Source organism: Jiella sonneratiae (assembly GCF_017353515.1).
In the GTDB taxonomy this organism is placed as follows: Bacteria; Pseudomonadota; Alphaproteobacteria; order Rhizobiales; family Rhizobiaceae; genus Jiella; species Jiella sonneratiae.
This window is the reverse complement of record NZ_JAFMPY010000021.1, coordinates 36517-50048: the sequence shown is the minus strand read 5'-3', so window position 1 is coordinate 50048 and position 13532 is coordinate 36517. Positions and strand designations below refer to the sequence as shown.

Genomic DNA, 13532 nt, shown 5'->3' with positions numbered 1-13532 from the left:
TTGCAAATCAAACCAGCACCCGGTCCTTGGCGTCGATCGCCTTCGCCACGGCCTCGTCGGTCGCCTCTTCCGGCAGCAGGATCTCGTTGTGTGCCTTGCCCGACGGAATCATCGGGAAGCAGTTGGCGAGATTGGCGACGCGGCAGTCGAACAGCACCGGGGCGTCGACGGCCAGCATCGCCTCGATCGCGTCGTCGAGTTCGCCCGGCTTCTCGCAGCGCATGCCGACGGCGCCGTAGGCTTCGGCGAGCTTGACGAAGTCCGGCAGCGCCTCGGTGTAGGAATGCGACAGCCGGTTGCCGTGCAAGAGCTGCTGCCACTGCCGGACCATGCCCATGTACTGGTTGTTGAGGATGAAGATCTTGACGTTCGCCCGGTGCTGAACCGCCGTCGACATCTCCTGCATGTTCATCAGCACCGAGGCGTCGCCGGCGATGCAGAGCGAGACGGCGTCCGGATGGGCGATCGCCGCGCCGATCGAGGCCGGCAGGCCGTAGCCCATCGTGCCGAGGCCGCCGGATGTCAGCCAGCGGTTCGGCGCCTCGAAGCCGTAGAACTGCGCCGCCCACATCTGGTGCTGGCCGACCTCGGTCGAGACGTAGGTCTCGCGATCCTTCGTCGCGGCATAGAGCCGCTCGACGGCGTATTGCGGCATGATGACATCGCGGTGCGGCTTGTAGGCGAGACAGTTGCGCGCCTTCCACGTGGCGATTTCCCGCCACCACTCCCCGAGCGCCTGGCGGTCGACCGCCACACCGGTGTCCTTCCACTCGGCGAGCAGGTCCTTCAGAACATGCGCGACGTCACCGAGGATCGGCAGGTCGACGCGGACGTTCTTGTTGATCGAGGACGGATCGATGTCGATGTGGATCTTCTTCGAGCCCGGCGAGAAGGCGTCGAGCCGGCCGGTGATGCGGTCGTCGAAGCGGGCGCCGATGCACAGCATGACGTCGCAGCCGTGCATGGCGAGGTTCGCCTCGTAGGTGCCGTGCATGCCGAGCATGCCCATCCAGCTCTTGCCGGAAGCCGGATAGGCGCCGAGGCCCATCAGCGTCGAGGTGATCGGAAAGCCGGTGAGGTCGACGAATTCGCGCAGCAGCTTCGACGCTTCGGGGCCGGAGTTCACGACGCCGCCGCCGGAATAGATCATAGGCCGCTTGGCGCCCGCCAGCATCGCCACCGCCGCGGCGATGCGCTCGTGCTCGGGCGCGAGGCGCGGCCGGTAGCTCTCATGGGTGCGGGTCGGCGGCGGCGGCGTGTAGAGGCCGGTCGCGAACTGCACGTCCTTCGGAATGTCGACGACGACGGGTCCGGGCCGCCCCGTGCGGGCGACGAGGAATGCCTCGTGCAGGATGCGCGACAGGTCGGCGACGTCCTTCACCAGCCAGTTGTGCTTGGTGCAGGGCCGGGTGATGCCGACGGTATCGCATTCCTGGAAGGCGTCGGAGCCGATCAGCGTCGTCGGCACTTGGCCGGAAATGCAGACCAGCGGGATCGAATCCATCAGCGCGTCCTGCAGCGCCGTTACGGCGTTGGTCGCGCCCGGGCCCGAGGTGACGAGCATGACGCCGGTCTTGCCGGTGGAGCGGGCGTAGCCTTCCGCCGCATGGCCGGCTCCCTGCTCGTGGCGCACGAGGACGTGGCGGACCTCTTCCTGCTGGAAGAGTTCGTCGTAGATCGGCAGGACCGCTCCGCCCGGATAGCCGAAGATGTCGGTGACGCCGTTGTCGACGAGGGCCCGGACGACCATTCCGGCGCCCGTCATCTCCCGTCCCTCGCTCACAGCCTTGATGTCCATCGTCTCGTCTCTCTCGTCGCCGGCGACCGGTCCGGGCCGGCTCTTCCACCTGAAATTCGGGCAATAAAAAAGGGCCGCTCGGGCCCTTTGTCTCGCGCACACGTGGCTCTCGCCGGGCGGTCCTCAGACCGCCACGCGTGTGCGCAACCTTACGAGAATCAGCTTCGTGATCATGGGCCGCAAGCTATGAGGCAGAGCGGTCCGCGTCAACGGCTTTTTTGCGCCCGAAACGATTCCGACCTCGGTTCACCCGACCTGCGGCATGTTGATCCGGCGATACCATGACTCGGCAAAACAATAGAGCCCGAAGGCGATGAGCCCGAGCCCCGTCAGCGAGAGGAGCAGCCAGCCGAAGCTCCAGCTGGCGATCTCCGCCAGCGCCGCGTCGAGGCCGGGCGTATCGCCGGACTTGTAGCCGGCGGCACCGGTCGCGAGCAGGCCGGCGATGACGACGAAGGTGGTGCCCCGGGCGATCAGCCCGAACTGACAGATCGGCTTCACGGCCCATTGGCGATCGTCCGGGATCGACATGTAGCGCTCGAACCCGGCCTTCACCGCCTTGACGAAATGCGCGATCGCGGCGGCGGCCATGCCGGCGGCCACGGCATAGGTCACCCAGATGCCGAAGCCCTTCTCGTAGGCGTAGGAGATCACGCCCCCGCCGCCACCGCCGTCCCCGCCGCCGGAGCCGAGGCCGGTGAGCAGCGATCCGGCATAGAGCGCGAGCGCGCCGTAGGAAAACGCGCTGACGAGCAGCCCGGCCCGCACGAAGAGGCCCTTGGCGCCGGTGCCGTGCCCGTCGACGTCGAGCGTCACCTGGACCATGCGCCACGCCGCGAATGCCGCGAGGCCGACCACAATCGCCGCAAGCAGAATCGTGCCGAAGACCGAGCCGGCGATCACCTCGATGGCGTCCTTGGTGTCGAGCGTCTGGCCGCTCGCAAAGGCTGCCCGGAATGCGAAATAGCCGACGATGGCGAAAACCAGGCCGCGGGCGAAATAGCCGGCGCGGGCCGCTCCCTTCAGCCACGCCCTGCCGTCGTCCGGTTGGAAACCGCTGCTGATGCTCGACATCAAATCTCCCCTTTTGATGGCAAGACGCGCCAGGGGCGGCGGTGGTTCCGAGGAAGGGTGCCGGCGCGCGTGCCCGAAGATCAGCAGGCGACGCGGTTCCGGCCCGCCTGCTTTGCCAGATAGAGATTGATGTCGGCGCGCTTCGTCAGGCTCGCCGGGTCGTCGTCGGGTCGGACGACGGCAAGGCCGATCGAGGCCGTCACGGCAACGCGCCTGCCGTCGGCGTCGAGCGTCACGCGGGAAATCTCGCCGCGCAGCCGCTCGGCGAAACGCCGCAGGTCGTCGGGGTTGAGATTCGGTGCGATGACGGCGAATTCCTCTCCGCCGATCCGCGCCACCACGTCGTGGAAGCGGGTGAACTCGAACAGGCAGAGCGCCACCGCCTTCAGCACCTTGTCGCCGGTGTCGTGACCGTGGGTGTCGTTGATCGCCTTGAAGTGGTCGAGGTCGATGATGACGATGCCGAGGGGTCGTTCGATCCGCTGGAACTCCTGGACGTATTGTCGAAGGGCCTCGTCGAAGAAGCGGCGGTTGTGGGTGCCGGTCAAAGGATCCGTCAGCGCCTCGGCCTCGAGCTTCTTGGAGCGTTCCTTCAGGAGGCCGGTCAGGGACTGGAGCTTGCCCTGCTCCCGGCTGTGGTAGCGCAGGAGCGGCAGGACGACGAACAGCGCCGAGAAGCCCGCCGCGCCGACGCATCCGAGGCTCAGATAGGTCATCCAGGCGAAGCGGTGGCGGAGCGTCTCGTCCATCATGCCGAGCGAGGAATCGGTCAACAGGAAGTTGAGATAAGTCAGAGTCGCGGCTCCAACCAGGGCGCCGACGAGGAATGCGACCGACAGCTCTGCCCTGGTTAATCTCATCTGACCCCGTTCACCCTGCACATGCGATGCGAGAACTTGTAGCGGGCGCGATCTACCGATGGGTTAAGTCGAAGGCCGGGTCGGAAGAAAAAAGTCGGCCCCTGCGGTCATTCGCCGCCATTCGTCGCCGAGTTGATGCCGAAACCAAGTCTCCTGGCGTTTAGCGTATTGTCGCGTGCGGGTGATCGCAAGTTCGCGCGCCCGCTCATAGTTGAGACTTCCTTTCAGGAATGCTGACAATTCAGCGAGTCCGATGGCCCTGCCGGCGGTGCCGGGCACGCTGCCGAAGCGGGCCTCGAAGGCTTTGACCTCGTCGAGGGCGCCGCCCGCGACCATGCGGTCGAAACGCTCGGCGATCCGCTGGCGCAGCTCTGCCCGGTCCGGGGCGAGCACCAGCATCCGCGCCCGGCCGCGATCGACCAGCGGCCTGCCGCGCCCGGCCTGGAGCGCTGACAGGGGGACGGACCCGGCCTCCAGGATTTCGAGTGCCCTCGCGATGCGCTGTCCGTCGCGCGGGGCGAGCCGCTCCGCCGTCGGCGGGTCCCGGCGCAAGAGCTCGGCGTGGAGCGCCTCCGCCCCCTCCTCCGCGAGACGGCGCCTCAACCTGTCGCGGACCGCCTGCGGGATCTCGGGCATCGGATCGAGGAGCCCGGTGAGAGCCTTGAAATACAGCCCCGTCCCGCCGCAGAAGACCGGCAGCCGCCGGCTCGACCGCAATTCGGCGAGCAGCGGCGCGACGTCCCTGAGATAGGCGCCGGCGGAATAGTCCGAGCCGGGATCGACATGGCCGTAGAGGCGGTGCGGAACGCGTTCGAGGTCGGCGGCCGAGGGCCGCGCGGTGAGGATTTTGAGGCCGTCATAGACCTGCAGCGAATCGGCGTTGACGACGACGCCTCCAAGCCGTTCGGCAAGCTCCGCCGCGAGCTTCGACTTGCCGCTCGCTGTGGGGCCGGCTATCAGGATCGCCTCGATTTCGCCCGTCATCGCCCTCCCCTCATCGGCAGTCCCCAGTACCATGTATGTCGCCACCCTGATCAGCCGTCCGGACGATGCGAAGCTTTCTCCAGCCACGATCAGCGCGATCGCCGAAGGCTTCGGAGTCGAGACCGAAGAGGTGGTATGGCTCGCCGAGAACGTCGCGGCGGATCTTCCGCTCGAAGCGGCGCCGCTTGCGGACCGTCTCGCCGCGGTCCGTGACCTTTCGGAGGCGTTGGATCTCGACCTCGTCGTGCAGGAGGCCGCCGGCCGCCGCAAGCGCTTTCTGATCGCCGACATGGACTCCACCATGATCGAGCAGGAATGCATCGACGAACTGGCGGCCGAAATCGGCATCAAGGACCAGATCGCCGCCATCACCGCGCGGGCGATGAACGGCGAGATCGCCTTCGAGCCCGCCCTGCGGGAACGGGTCGGCCTGCTCGCCGGCCTTGCCGAGAGCGTCGTCGAGAAGGTGATCGCCGAGCGCATCACCCATGCTCGCGGCGGACGCACGCTGATCGCCACGATGCGGGCGAGCGGCGCCCACACCGCGCTCGTCTCCGGCGGCTTCACGGTCTTCACCGGCCCGATCGGCGCGGCGCTCGGCTTTCACGAGACTCGCGCCAACCGGCTGATCGCCGAAGCCGGCAGGCTGACCGGCAGGGTCGCCGAGCCGATCCTCGGGGCCGAAGCCAAGGTGGCGGCCCTCAAGGAGATCGCGGCCGGAAAGGGCCTGACGCCTACCGATGCGATCGCCGTTGGCGACGGGGCGAACGACCTGCCGATGCTCAAGCTCGCCGGAACTGGCGTCGCCCTCCACGCCAAGCCGAAGGTCGCGGCAAGCGCGCCGCATCGCATCGACCGGGGCGACCTCACGGCGCTTCTCTACATCCAGGGCTATCGTCGCAGCGAATTCGCCGGCTGACGCGCAGCGGCGGCAGCAACGCAGCTCGGCAGGCGCCATCTTTCGGCAGCCTCGGTCAGCAGCCGTGGTCGCGCAGCATCGCGTCGAAGATCGCCACGATCCCGTCGGTATCGGCACTGGTTCCGCCGGCCGCGAGCGAGCGGGCGATGTTCGGGTCGGCCTCGGCGAGGCGCTGGCGCTGCGCGCGCATGTCGGCGCAAGCCTGCCGGTGCTGAGAGTTCGAGACGAGAGAGTCGGCTGGATCGACGGTGCCGTTGGCGAGCGCGCCGGCGACCGGGCTCTCGGTCGCCCCCGACGGATCAGTGGTGACCGGCGCCGCCTCGCCGCCGTTGGCTGCTGCTGCGGCGGTCTCGTCGCCGGCCCCGGTCGCGGCGCTTGCCTGCGGCGGTTCGCCGAAACACACCCGCTGCACCGCCGTCGCGACGTTCGCCGCGCAGAGCGCATCCATCTCCGGGCGATGCATCGACTTGACGCCCGCCTTTTTCATGAAGCCGACGACCCGCGCGCCGTCGGCGCCGAGTTCGTCGGCATAGGCCCGCACCTTGTCGTAGACCTCGCTGCGGTCGGCGATCGCCTTGCCACCCGAGGAGATGCGGTGGAAGCCGAGCGTCGGATAGGGCGACCAGATGCGCCGCTCGACGCCGCCGAGGAACACCAGCGAGCAGGCCGATTCGCAGTTGTTGTAGAGTTCGGTGTCGAGCTTCTTCTCGCGGATGAAGCGGCCGGCCTTCACCGCCTCGCCGACATTGCCGCCGGCCGACCCGAGCAGGATGCGCGTCACGCCGGGATTGGCCGCGACGGCGGCCTCAAGCTCCTCGGCGAAGCCCTTCTCGACGTTCCCCAGAACCCGGATCCCGTCGCCGTCGCGCTCGACCAGCGCCCGGCGGTCGCCCTCGCGGATGTAATCACGCCCGGAGATGCCGAATTTTCCGACGCAGTCGAGATTCCAGGCGCGGATGCGCTCGACCTGCGATTCGGCGAGGAAGGTCTTCGCCAGATTGGCCCAGTTGGAGCGGGAATTGCCCTCGACGCCCTCGTCGAAGCCGGGATCGGAGTCCGGCTCGTGCTCGACCTTCGCGACGAGCTTCGGCGTCAGATGCTGCTTGTCGAGAAAGATCGACAGGATGTGGCAGGTGTGGACGTCGACATCGACCTCGTTGAGCGCGGTTCCGACGGCAAACGTTCCCTTCTTGGCCATGACGTCCCAGAGACGGTCGGCATCGGCTTCGGCCCTGGCGATCTCGCCGTTCCACCAGGCCGGATCGTCGAAGGCCGCGGCGGGCCGCGGCGCGGCGAGGAAGCCGGCAAGGAGACAGAGCGCGGCGCCGAGGCGACGGACAGGAGTGACGAACGGCATCGGGACTTCCCTTCCGTTGCTGCTGGGTAGCGTTCGAGACCGTTGATAACCCAACGGAACGTCCGGTCAAACCCCGACGAACCGAAGGCCCGTGCCCTCGTGCAGCCGTCCCGTGCTATGGCTGCCGCGCCTCGTCCCCTTCACCGGAGCCAGCGTCATGGACATGCGCGCGCCGATCGTCACGCCGCGGACGCGCGTCCGTCGATGGCAGGACCGCGATCGCCCCGCCTTCCACCGCCTCAACGCCGACGAAACGGTCATGCGCTTCTTCCCGATGCGGCGGACGCGGCACGAGTCGGACGCGCTGATGGACGACCTCGATGCCCGGCTCGAGCGCGACGGCATCTCCTTCCTCGCTCTCGAAGTCGAGGGCGAGGCGGTCGGCATCCTCGGCATGGCGGTCCTCGACGCGATCATGCCGTGTTCCCCCGGTCACGAGATCGGCTGGCGGCTGCTGCCGGAATTCTGGGGCAAGGGCTACGTCACCGAAGCGGCAGCGGCCTGTCTCGCCCGCGCCTTTGCCGAGCCGGGCGCGCTTGCCGAGGTGACGAGCTTCTGCGTCGAGACGAACGCTGCGTCGGAAGCGGTCATGCTGCGGCTCGGCTTTTCCCGCGGTGCTGATTTCGACCACCCGAGAATTTCGCGGGATACCCATCCGGAGCTGGTGCGTCACCGCCTTTATCGTCTGTCGCGGGCGACCTTCACCGCCCGACGCGCGCCGGGTTGACGGCGCCTGCGGACGAGCGCGCGGCGCCGGTCGGGCGGCAAGTGCCAATTCGACCGAAGCCGCGCCGAGCGCTTGTCATTCGGCCGGCAGGACGTTCGCAGCCGGCGCCAGGATCGAGGTCGGCGAAATCGCCTCGTCCCTCATCGACGAGATATCCGTGCCGCCGAGATCGGCGAAGGCCCTGTCGAGCCAGCCGGCGTCGGGAGCGCTGCCGATCGCCAGCGCCCGCGGGGTCTCGCCGTCCTTCGGCACATGCGCCGAGATCGACGCCCGCCCGCCCGCGACGTCGAAGCGCAGCCAGCCGCCGCCGCGCGCCGCGACGATACCCTTCATGCGGTCGATCTCGCCGGCATGGCCCGCCACCACCTCGGCCAAGATGCCCCGCAAAGCGTCGGCATCGACGCTGCCGGAAAGGCGCCGGCTCCAGGACGAAAGGCCGAGGCCCGGCTCGTCGTGACGGTGATCGTGATGATGCGCGTGGTCGTGATGATGCGCATGCCCGTGATCGTGCCGATGGTCGTGTTTGTGATCGTGATCGTGATCGTGCCCGTCGGCATGGGCAGCATGGTCGTGCGAGTCGTGCCCATGCGCGTGATGCAGGTGCGCATCGTGCAAGCGGCCCTCCCCGCCGGCGCTGCCGTGGTCTTCCGCTCCGCCATCGGCGCGGGTGTGGGTGTGGGTGCGGGTGTGGGCCGCATGCGCATGGCCGGTCCCGGCCGCATGGCTGCGGGCGGCGGCGCGTCCGCTGCCCTGCGCCTGGCCGTCCACCATGTCGGTATCGGGCGCCACCCAGCGCGACAGGGCGATGGCCGGATCGAGCCCGCCCTCGACGATGCCGTAGCGGGCAGCGAGGATCTTCGCCGACGGATTGAGCGCGACGAGCGTCTCGCGGATCGTCTCGATCTCGCCGGCCGAGACGAGATCGGTCTTGTTGACGATGAACACCGGCGCCAGCTTCGCCTGGATGCGGAAGTAGTCCGGCATGCGGGCGAAGTCCTTGAGGAACGCGCCGGCGTCGATCACCGTGTAGAGCCTGAGAGACTTCGTCAGGCTGCGGATCTCCGGCTCGTGCAGGACGCGCAGCAGCGAGGCGACGTCGGCGACGCCGGAGGGCTCGATCAGCACACGCTGCGGCCTGATCTTGGCGACAACCTCGCGCAGCTGCGCCGACAGGTCCTTGCGCAGCGAGCAGCAGATGCAGCCGTTGGAGAGCTCGACCACGTCCGCCCCCTGCCCGTCGAGCAGCGAGCCGTCGATGCCGAGTTCGCCGAAGTCGTTGACGAGGACGACGGTCTTCACGTTCGGATCGGCCTCGGAGAGCATGTGGCGCAGCGTCGTCGTCTTGCCGGCGCCGAGGAAGCCGACGACGATCTCCGCCTCGAAGGGCTGGCTGGTGCCGCGGGACTTCAGCGCCGGCGACCAGATCGCGCCGGCCGGCATCGGCAGGACGAGCATCCAGTGCTCGAGGATCGCCAGAGCCATCAGAACGGCGAGGAAGGTGTAGCCGGCGCGCTCGAAGGCGCCCGCCCCCTCCGCCATGGCCGCGACGACGAGCAGCGCCGTGATCACCGTCGAGATGGTGACGGAGAACGGAAAGAGCAGGTTCATCGACCGCTTGTTGAGGAAGCCCTTCAAAAATTCGAGGTGCTCGGGGAGGAACTCCTCGTTGAGGTTCCGCACGCCGAAGAAGACGTTGAGCTTGGCGCTCTGGTGCATCCACCACAGCACCATGAAGGTCCACATTCCGATCTGGTTGGGCGCGCCCCAGGTGAGCCAGACGACGGCAGCGGCGGCGACGATGATCGCCAGCTCGTGGTAGAGGCTGGTCTGCACGGCATGGACGAAGTGCCTGAAGCCCTTGCAGTTCTCCGGGCAGGGCTGCTTCCGCGGGCCGGTGACGTAGCCCATGTAGAAGCTCATCTCCTGCCAGCCCCAGGCGAGCAGCCCCCAGGTGAAGGCGAGATAGGCGCCGGCGACGCTCGCGTCCTGGGCCGATCGGTAGAGGCCGATCAGCGAGACCACGAAGATCAGCGTCGCGCCGATCATCGAATATTTGAAGGTCCAGCGCTTCAGCCCGTCGAGATAGATGATCAGGACGGTTGAGGCCCACCAGACGAACAGCGCGAACAGCGCCGGATAGAGATATTCGGTCATGACCGTTCTCCTTTGGTGGGCATCGCTGGCGCGATCGAAGCCGGGTGCGATCTGCCGTGTTTGCCGCCGGCATCGAAACGGTCGTCATCCCGGGCTTGACCCGGGATCCATTCCTCTGCGCCGCCAGGGCTCGTTCGATGTCGAAGTTGCATCTTCTCACTGCGCCGTTTCGTCGGCTTCGCCGATTTGGAATGGATCCCGGGTCAAGCCCGGGATGACGAGTTTCGATGGTTCCGCCCGTCCTGTGAGATGGCCGCGCGGCGGCGACCGACGGGCCGCCGACTTCTTCAGCCTCACCACACCGGCTGCAGCCGGCTGTCGGCGGGGATTTCGTTCCGGATCACCGGCAGCGTGTAGAGCCGGGCGAAGGTCAGGGCCGCGGCGGCCTTGCCGCGCCACACCTTCAGCTTTCCGGCGATCCCGCCCTGCCGGGACGCGGCGTCGATGCCGCGGCTGATCTCGACCAGCCGGTCGAGCCCCGCCCGGAAGCGCGGATCGTCGATGTCGAGCATCACCGGAAAGACCTGGCGCGAGATCTCGCTGGTGATCCTGAACACCTTGAAGCCGTAGTCGCTCGGCTCGAGGCCGAGCGCCTCGTGGAAGGCGGGACGGGCATGGTCGCGGACGTACATCGTCGCGAAGACCGCGAGCAGGAAGAAGCGGATCCACAGCTTGTTCCGCCCTTCCAGGGTCTTGCGCTCGGCCCGCATCAGCAGCGAGAAGGCCTCGCCGTGCCGGAACTCGTCGTTGCACCACTTCTCGAACCACTTGAAGATCGGGTGGAAGCGCCGCTCCGGATGCTGTTCGAGATGCCGGAAGATGGTGATGTAGCGGGCGTAGCCGATCTTTTCGGAGAGATAGGTCGCGTAGTAGATGAACTTCGGCTGGAAGAAGGTGTACTTCTTCTCCTTGGTCAGGAAGCCGAGATTGACGCCGATGCCGAACTCCTTCAGCGCGTCGTTGATGAAGCCGGCATGGCGCGCCTCGTCGCGGCTCATGTAGGAGAACAGCTCGCAGATGTCGGGATTCGAGCCGCGCCGCTTCATCTCCTTGTAGAGCACGCAGCCGGAGAATTCCGCGGTCAGCGAGGAGACGAGGAAGTCGACGAACTCCTTGCGCAGCCCCTCGGGCAGGTCGTCGAGCGAGACGTGGTCCCAGTTTTCGTCGCGCCGGAAGTGCCCCTTGTTCGGGTCCGACTTCATCTCGGCGATCAGCGCGTCCCACTCCCGGCGAACCCCCGAGACGTCGACTTTGTCGAGCTTGTCGAAATCCGTGGTGTAGAAGCGGGGGGTGAGCAGCGTGTCCTGCTGGGCGATCTTGGTGGTCTCGTTCGGCGCCTCCCGGACCGGGGCCCCGTGGGAAATTCTCGCATGCGCGTTCATAGCGTTGCCCTTTCCGAGAAGGAGAATTCGCAAAGCTCCATGAATTCGAAATCGCCGGTCGCCCGCGTCCAGGCGCGCTCCAGCCAGCCGGCCCGGCGAATCGTCGCCCGGCGCCTCAGATAGGCGGTCTCGCCATAGGGCACTTCCACCGGCGCCCCGTGGACGAGCACCTCGTCGCCGGGCTCGACGGTGACGCCGCCGTCGAAGCGGACATGGGCGTGCAGGCTGTCGAAGGTGTTCGACACCTCGACGGTGCAGCCGACTTCCTCGGATCGCTTGCCGAGCATTCTCTCGATCATCTCACGCCTCCCCTTGTCGCGGCGTCCGGCGCCGGCAGAAGCCGTGCGAAGGCCATCGCCTGCTTTTCGCCGAATGCCCGCAATTCCACCTGCTGGGACGTCTCGGGATCCTCGACCACCAGCCGTCCGTCGGATTTCAGGGCGAGGACGAAGGCCCCGTCGGCCGACACGCCCTTGCGGACGCGATCCCGCGAAAGGTTGCGCAGCGCCTCGACCGCGAAGGCGCCCTCGCCCGGCCCGACCTCGATCAGCGGCGCACGGCTCTCGCCGTCGACCACCGCGACGGAGCCGTCGGCGCGCTCGTCGAGCCGCAGGTCGCGATGCACGACGGTCTCGACCTGCGGCGTGTCGGCGACGCCCACCCCGGTCGTCCTGCCGCCGGCGATCGCGACCAGCGCCGTCAGCGCCAGGGCGCCGGCGCCGATCAGGATCGGCCTCGGGATCGGACGATCCTGGTCCGGGCTGAGCTTGATCGACCCGTTCCTGATGGCTGCGGCAAGGCCTCGCATCGCAGAACTCCTTTCCTAGACGGCGGCCGGCGTCGCGGCGCCGAAGCCGGCCTTCGCCGGAGTGGTCGTCGCCGGAAGCGCAGCGCGCTTGCCGCCCTGCGAGGCGACCAGCGCGTCGCCGACGAGCCGCGCCACCTCCGCTGCCCGGGGCACGGCGCGCAGCATCGGCTCGGCGGCGCCGAGCTTCCACGGCCGCGCATAGGGCCAGAGTTGGAAGTAGGAGGGCCGCCCCTTCTTCGGCAGCTTCAGCGGCAGGTCGCCGGTGCCGTCGGCATGGATCTTGACGGCGGCGTGGTCGATCTCGGCCAGCGGAATGTTGAGCTGGGCCGGCAGCGCCACGCCGTAGCGCATGACGATGCGGCGGCTGGTCAAAGTGAAGCTCGTCGCCCGGGCCGTCAGGAAGGAAAGCAGCATGATCAGCCCGACCCCGACCCCGAGCGCCGGAAGAAGCGTCGCCGCGTCGGCGAGGCCCGTCGCCCAGGAGCCGGTGTCGTGATGGGTGGCGCCGACCTTCCACAGGGCGAAGGCCAGGAACCAGGCGCCCACCAGCTTCAGCCGGAAGGCGCCGACCGCCAGCCGCCACCAGTCCGGCCGTCCCTGCCACAGGATGGTCTCGCCCGCCGGCAGTTCGCCCGCATCGACCACCGGCTTGATGTCGTCGAATTCTTCCATCACCGCGCTCATGACAGGGCGTCCTCAATCGTCGAGCCGCCGAAGAATCCGCCGCCGGCGAAGTAGCCGTTGATCCGGTCTTCCTCGCGCATGGTGATCTGGTCCATGCTGGCGAGAGCCGGCACGCGCGAGAACTGCGCCCTCGTCAGCGACGAGAAGCGGACGATGCCGCGCTTCTCGGAAATGCTGGCGAAGGCGATCGGCGCAATGACGCGGCGCCCGCCCGCCTCGACGTTCGCTTCGATCTCGAGATAGCGGGGGAAATATTCGTGGGCGTTGATCCACAGGTCGGCAACCCGGCCAACCTCGAACCCGTCCTTCGTGAACACCGGCATGCCGATCGGGTCGAGGCCGGTCGCCTCCAGCCGGTAATGCGGGTGGTTGCGCATCGGCACCAGCTTCAGCGAGCCGTCGGCCGTGAGATCCGGCGTATCGAAACGCATCGCGTAGGAGGCCGGGCCGATGCCGTCGACCAGCGGATCGGCCGCCGGCATGATCGGCGAGCCGGGAAATTCGTAGGCCGAGAAGGCGTTGAGCTCGCGCTCGCCACGCGGACGCGGCACCGTCACCGTGCCGCCGTGCATCAGCCGAAACACCTTCGGCGCCGGCATCGGCGGGAAGCCGACGACGTTCACGCGCCCGGCGGTCCCGAGCGTCCGGTCGCTCTCGAGCGGGTAGCCCTCGCGCTTGTCCTCGCCCCGCAGATAATAGACGAGGCCGAGGAAGAACAGAAAGAAGAGGAGGACGAGCAGCAGCGGAATATCGAACTGCTCCGTGAGTGAATATGCTGGCACGAC

Annotated in this window: 13 protein-coding genes; 2 read left to right on the top strand and 11 right to left on the bottom strand. The window is 67.8% G+C overall.

The genetic code is table 11. The features are described 5' to 3' along the window. Positions 1 to 7 precede the first annotated feature (7 nt). From J1C47_RS17365 to miaA, 4 genes are all read right to left on the bottom strand, one after another. Positions 8 to 1798 carry an acetolactate synthase 3 large subunit gene (locus J1C47_RS17365; RefSeq protein WP_281065546.1) on the bottom strand — a complete coding sequence of 597 codons (1791 nt, stop codon included), beginning with the start codon at positions 1796 to 1798 and terminating at the stop codon, positions 8 to 10. A gap of 246 nt (positions 1799 to 2044) precedes the next feature. Then, positions 2045 to 2872: a DUF1206 domain-containing protein gene (locus J1C47_RS17360; RefSeq protein ID WP_207352046.1), complete on the bottom strand. Its 828-nt coding sequence runs from the start codon at positions 2870 to 2872 to the stop codon at positions 2045 to 2047. 80 nt (positions 2873 to 2952) lie between these two features. Next, positions 2953 to 3732, bottom strand: a complete 780-nt coding sequence (locus J1C47_RS17355) for a GGDEF domain-containing protein (RefSeq protein ID WP_245396642.1) — start codon at positions 3730 to 3732, stop codon at positions 2953 to 2955. Positions 3733 to 3795: 63 nt separating this feature from the next. Next, positions 3796 to 4716, bottom strand: coding sequence for a tRNA (adenosine(37)-N6)-dimethylallyltransferase MiaA (gene miaA, locus J1C47_RS17350; protein ID WP_207352045.1), 921 nt, complete (start codon positions 4714 to 4716; stop codon positions 3796 to 3798). A 31-nt stretch (positions 4717 to 4747) separates the two neighbouring features. Between miaA and serB the strand changes: the two genes are divergently transcribed. Further along, a complete protein-coding gene (gene serB, locus J1C47_RS17345) occupies positions 4748 to 5635 on the top strand; it encodes a phosphoserine phosphatase SerB (protein ID WP_207352044.1) in 888 nt (295 codons plus the stop codon). A gap of 55 nt (positions 5636 to 5690) precedes the next feature. Here the strand turns inward: serB and J1C47_RS17340 are convergent, their stop codons facing one another. Next, on the bottom strand, positions 5691 to 6992 hold the full coding sequence (locus tag J1C47_RS17340) for a hypothetical protein (RefSeq protein ID WP_207352043.1): 1302 nt from the start codon (positions 6990 to 6992) through the stop codon (positions 5691 to 5693). Between the two features lie 157 nt (positions 6993 to 7149). On the opposite strand from J1C47_RS17340, the gene J1C47_RS17335 reads away from it, so the two are divergent. Then, complete coding sequence (locus J1C47_RS17335; protein ID WP_245396641.1) at positions 7150 to 7719, top strand: GNAT family N-acetyltransferase; 570 nt, start codon at positions 7150 to 7152, stop codon at positions 7717 to 7719. Between the two features lie 75 nt (positions 7720 to 7794). Here the strand turns inward: J1C47_RS17335 and puhE are convergent, their stop codons facing one another. The 6 genes from puhE to puhA form a co-directional block, all read right to left on the bottom strand. Then, the gene (puhE, locus tag J1C47_RS24045; RefSeq protein ID WP_207352042.1) at positions 7795 to 9873 is read right to left on the bottom strand and encodes a putative photosynthetic complex assembly protein PuhE; all 2079 of its coding nucleotides are present in this window, start codon (positions 9871 to 9873) and stop codon (positions 7795 to 7797) included. A gap of 293 nt (positions 9874 to 10166) precedes the next feature. Next, entirely contained in the window at positions 10167 to 11255 is a 1089-nt protein-coding gene (gene acsF / locus J1C47_RS17325) for a magnesium-protoporphyrin IX monomethyl ester (oxidative) cyclase (protein WP_207352041.1), read from the bottom strand. Further along, positions 11252 to 11554: a hypothetical protein gene (locus J1C47_RS17320; protein WP_207352040.1), complete on the bottom strand. Its 303-nt coding sequence runs from the start codon at positions 11552 to 11554 to the stop codon at positions 11252 to 11254. The genes acsF and J1C47_RS17320 overlap by 4 nt, the downstream gene beginning before the upstream one ends. Further along, the gene (puhC, locus tag J1C47_RS17315; protein WP_207352039.1) at positions 11551 to 12063 is read right to left on the bottom strand and encodes a photosynthetic complex assembly protein PuhC; all 513 of its coding nucleotides are present in this window, start codon (positions 12061 to 12063) and stop codon (positions 11551 to 11553) included. The genes J1C47_RS17320 and puhC overlap by 4 nt, the downstream gene beginning before the upstream one ends. A 15-nt stretch (positions 12064 to 12078) precedes the next feature. Next, complete coding sequence (gene puhB, locus J1C47_RS17310; RefSeq protein WP_207352038.1) at positions 12079 to 12747, bottom strand: photosynthetic complex putative assembly protein PuhB; 669 nt, start codon at positions 12745 to 12747, stop codon at positions 12079 to 12081. Further along, entirely contained in the window at positions 12744 to 13529 is a 786-nt protein-coding gene (puhA, locus tag J1C47_RS17305) for a photosynthetic reaction center subunit H (protein ID WP_207352037.1), read from the bottom strand. Before puhA ends, puhB begins: the two co-directional genes overlap by 4 nt. Positions 13530 to 13532: the final 3 nt, after the last annotated feature.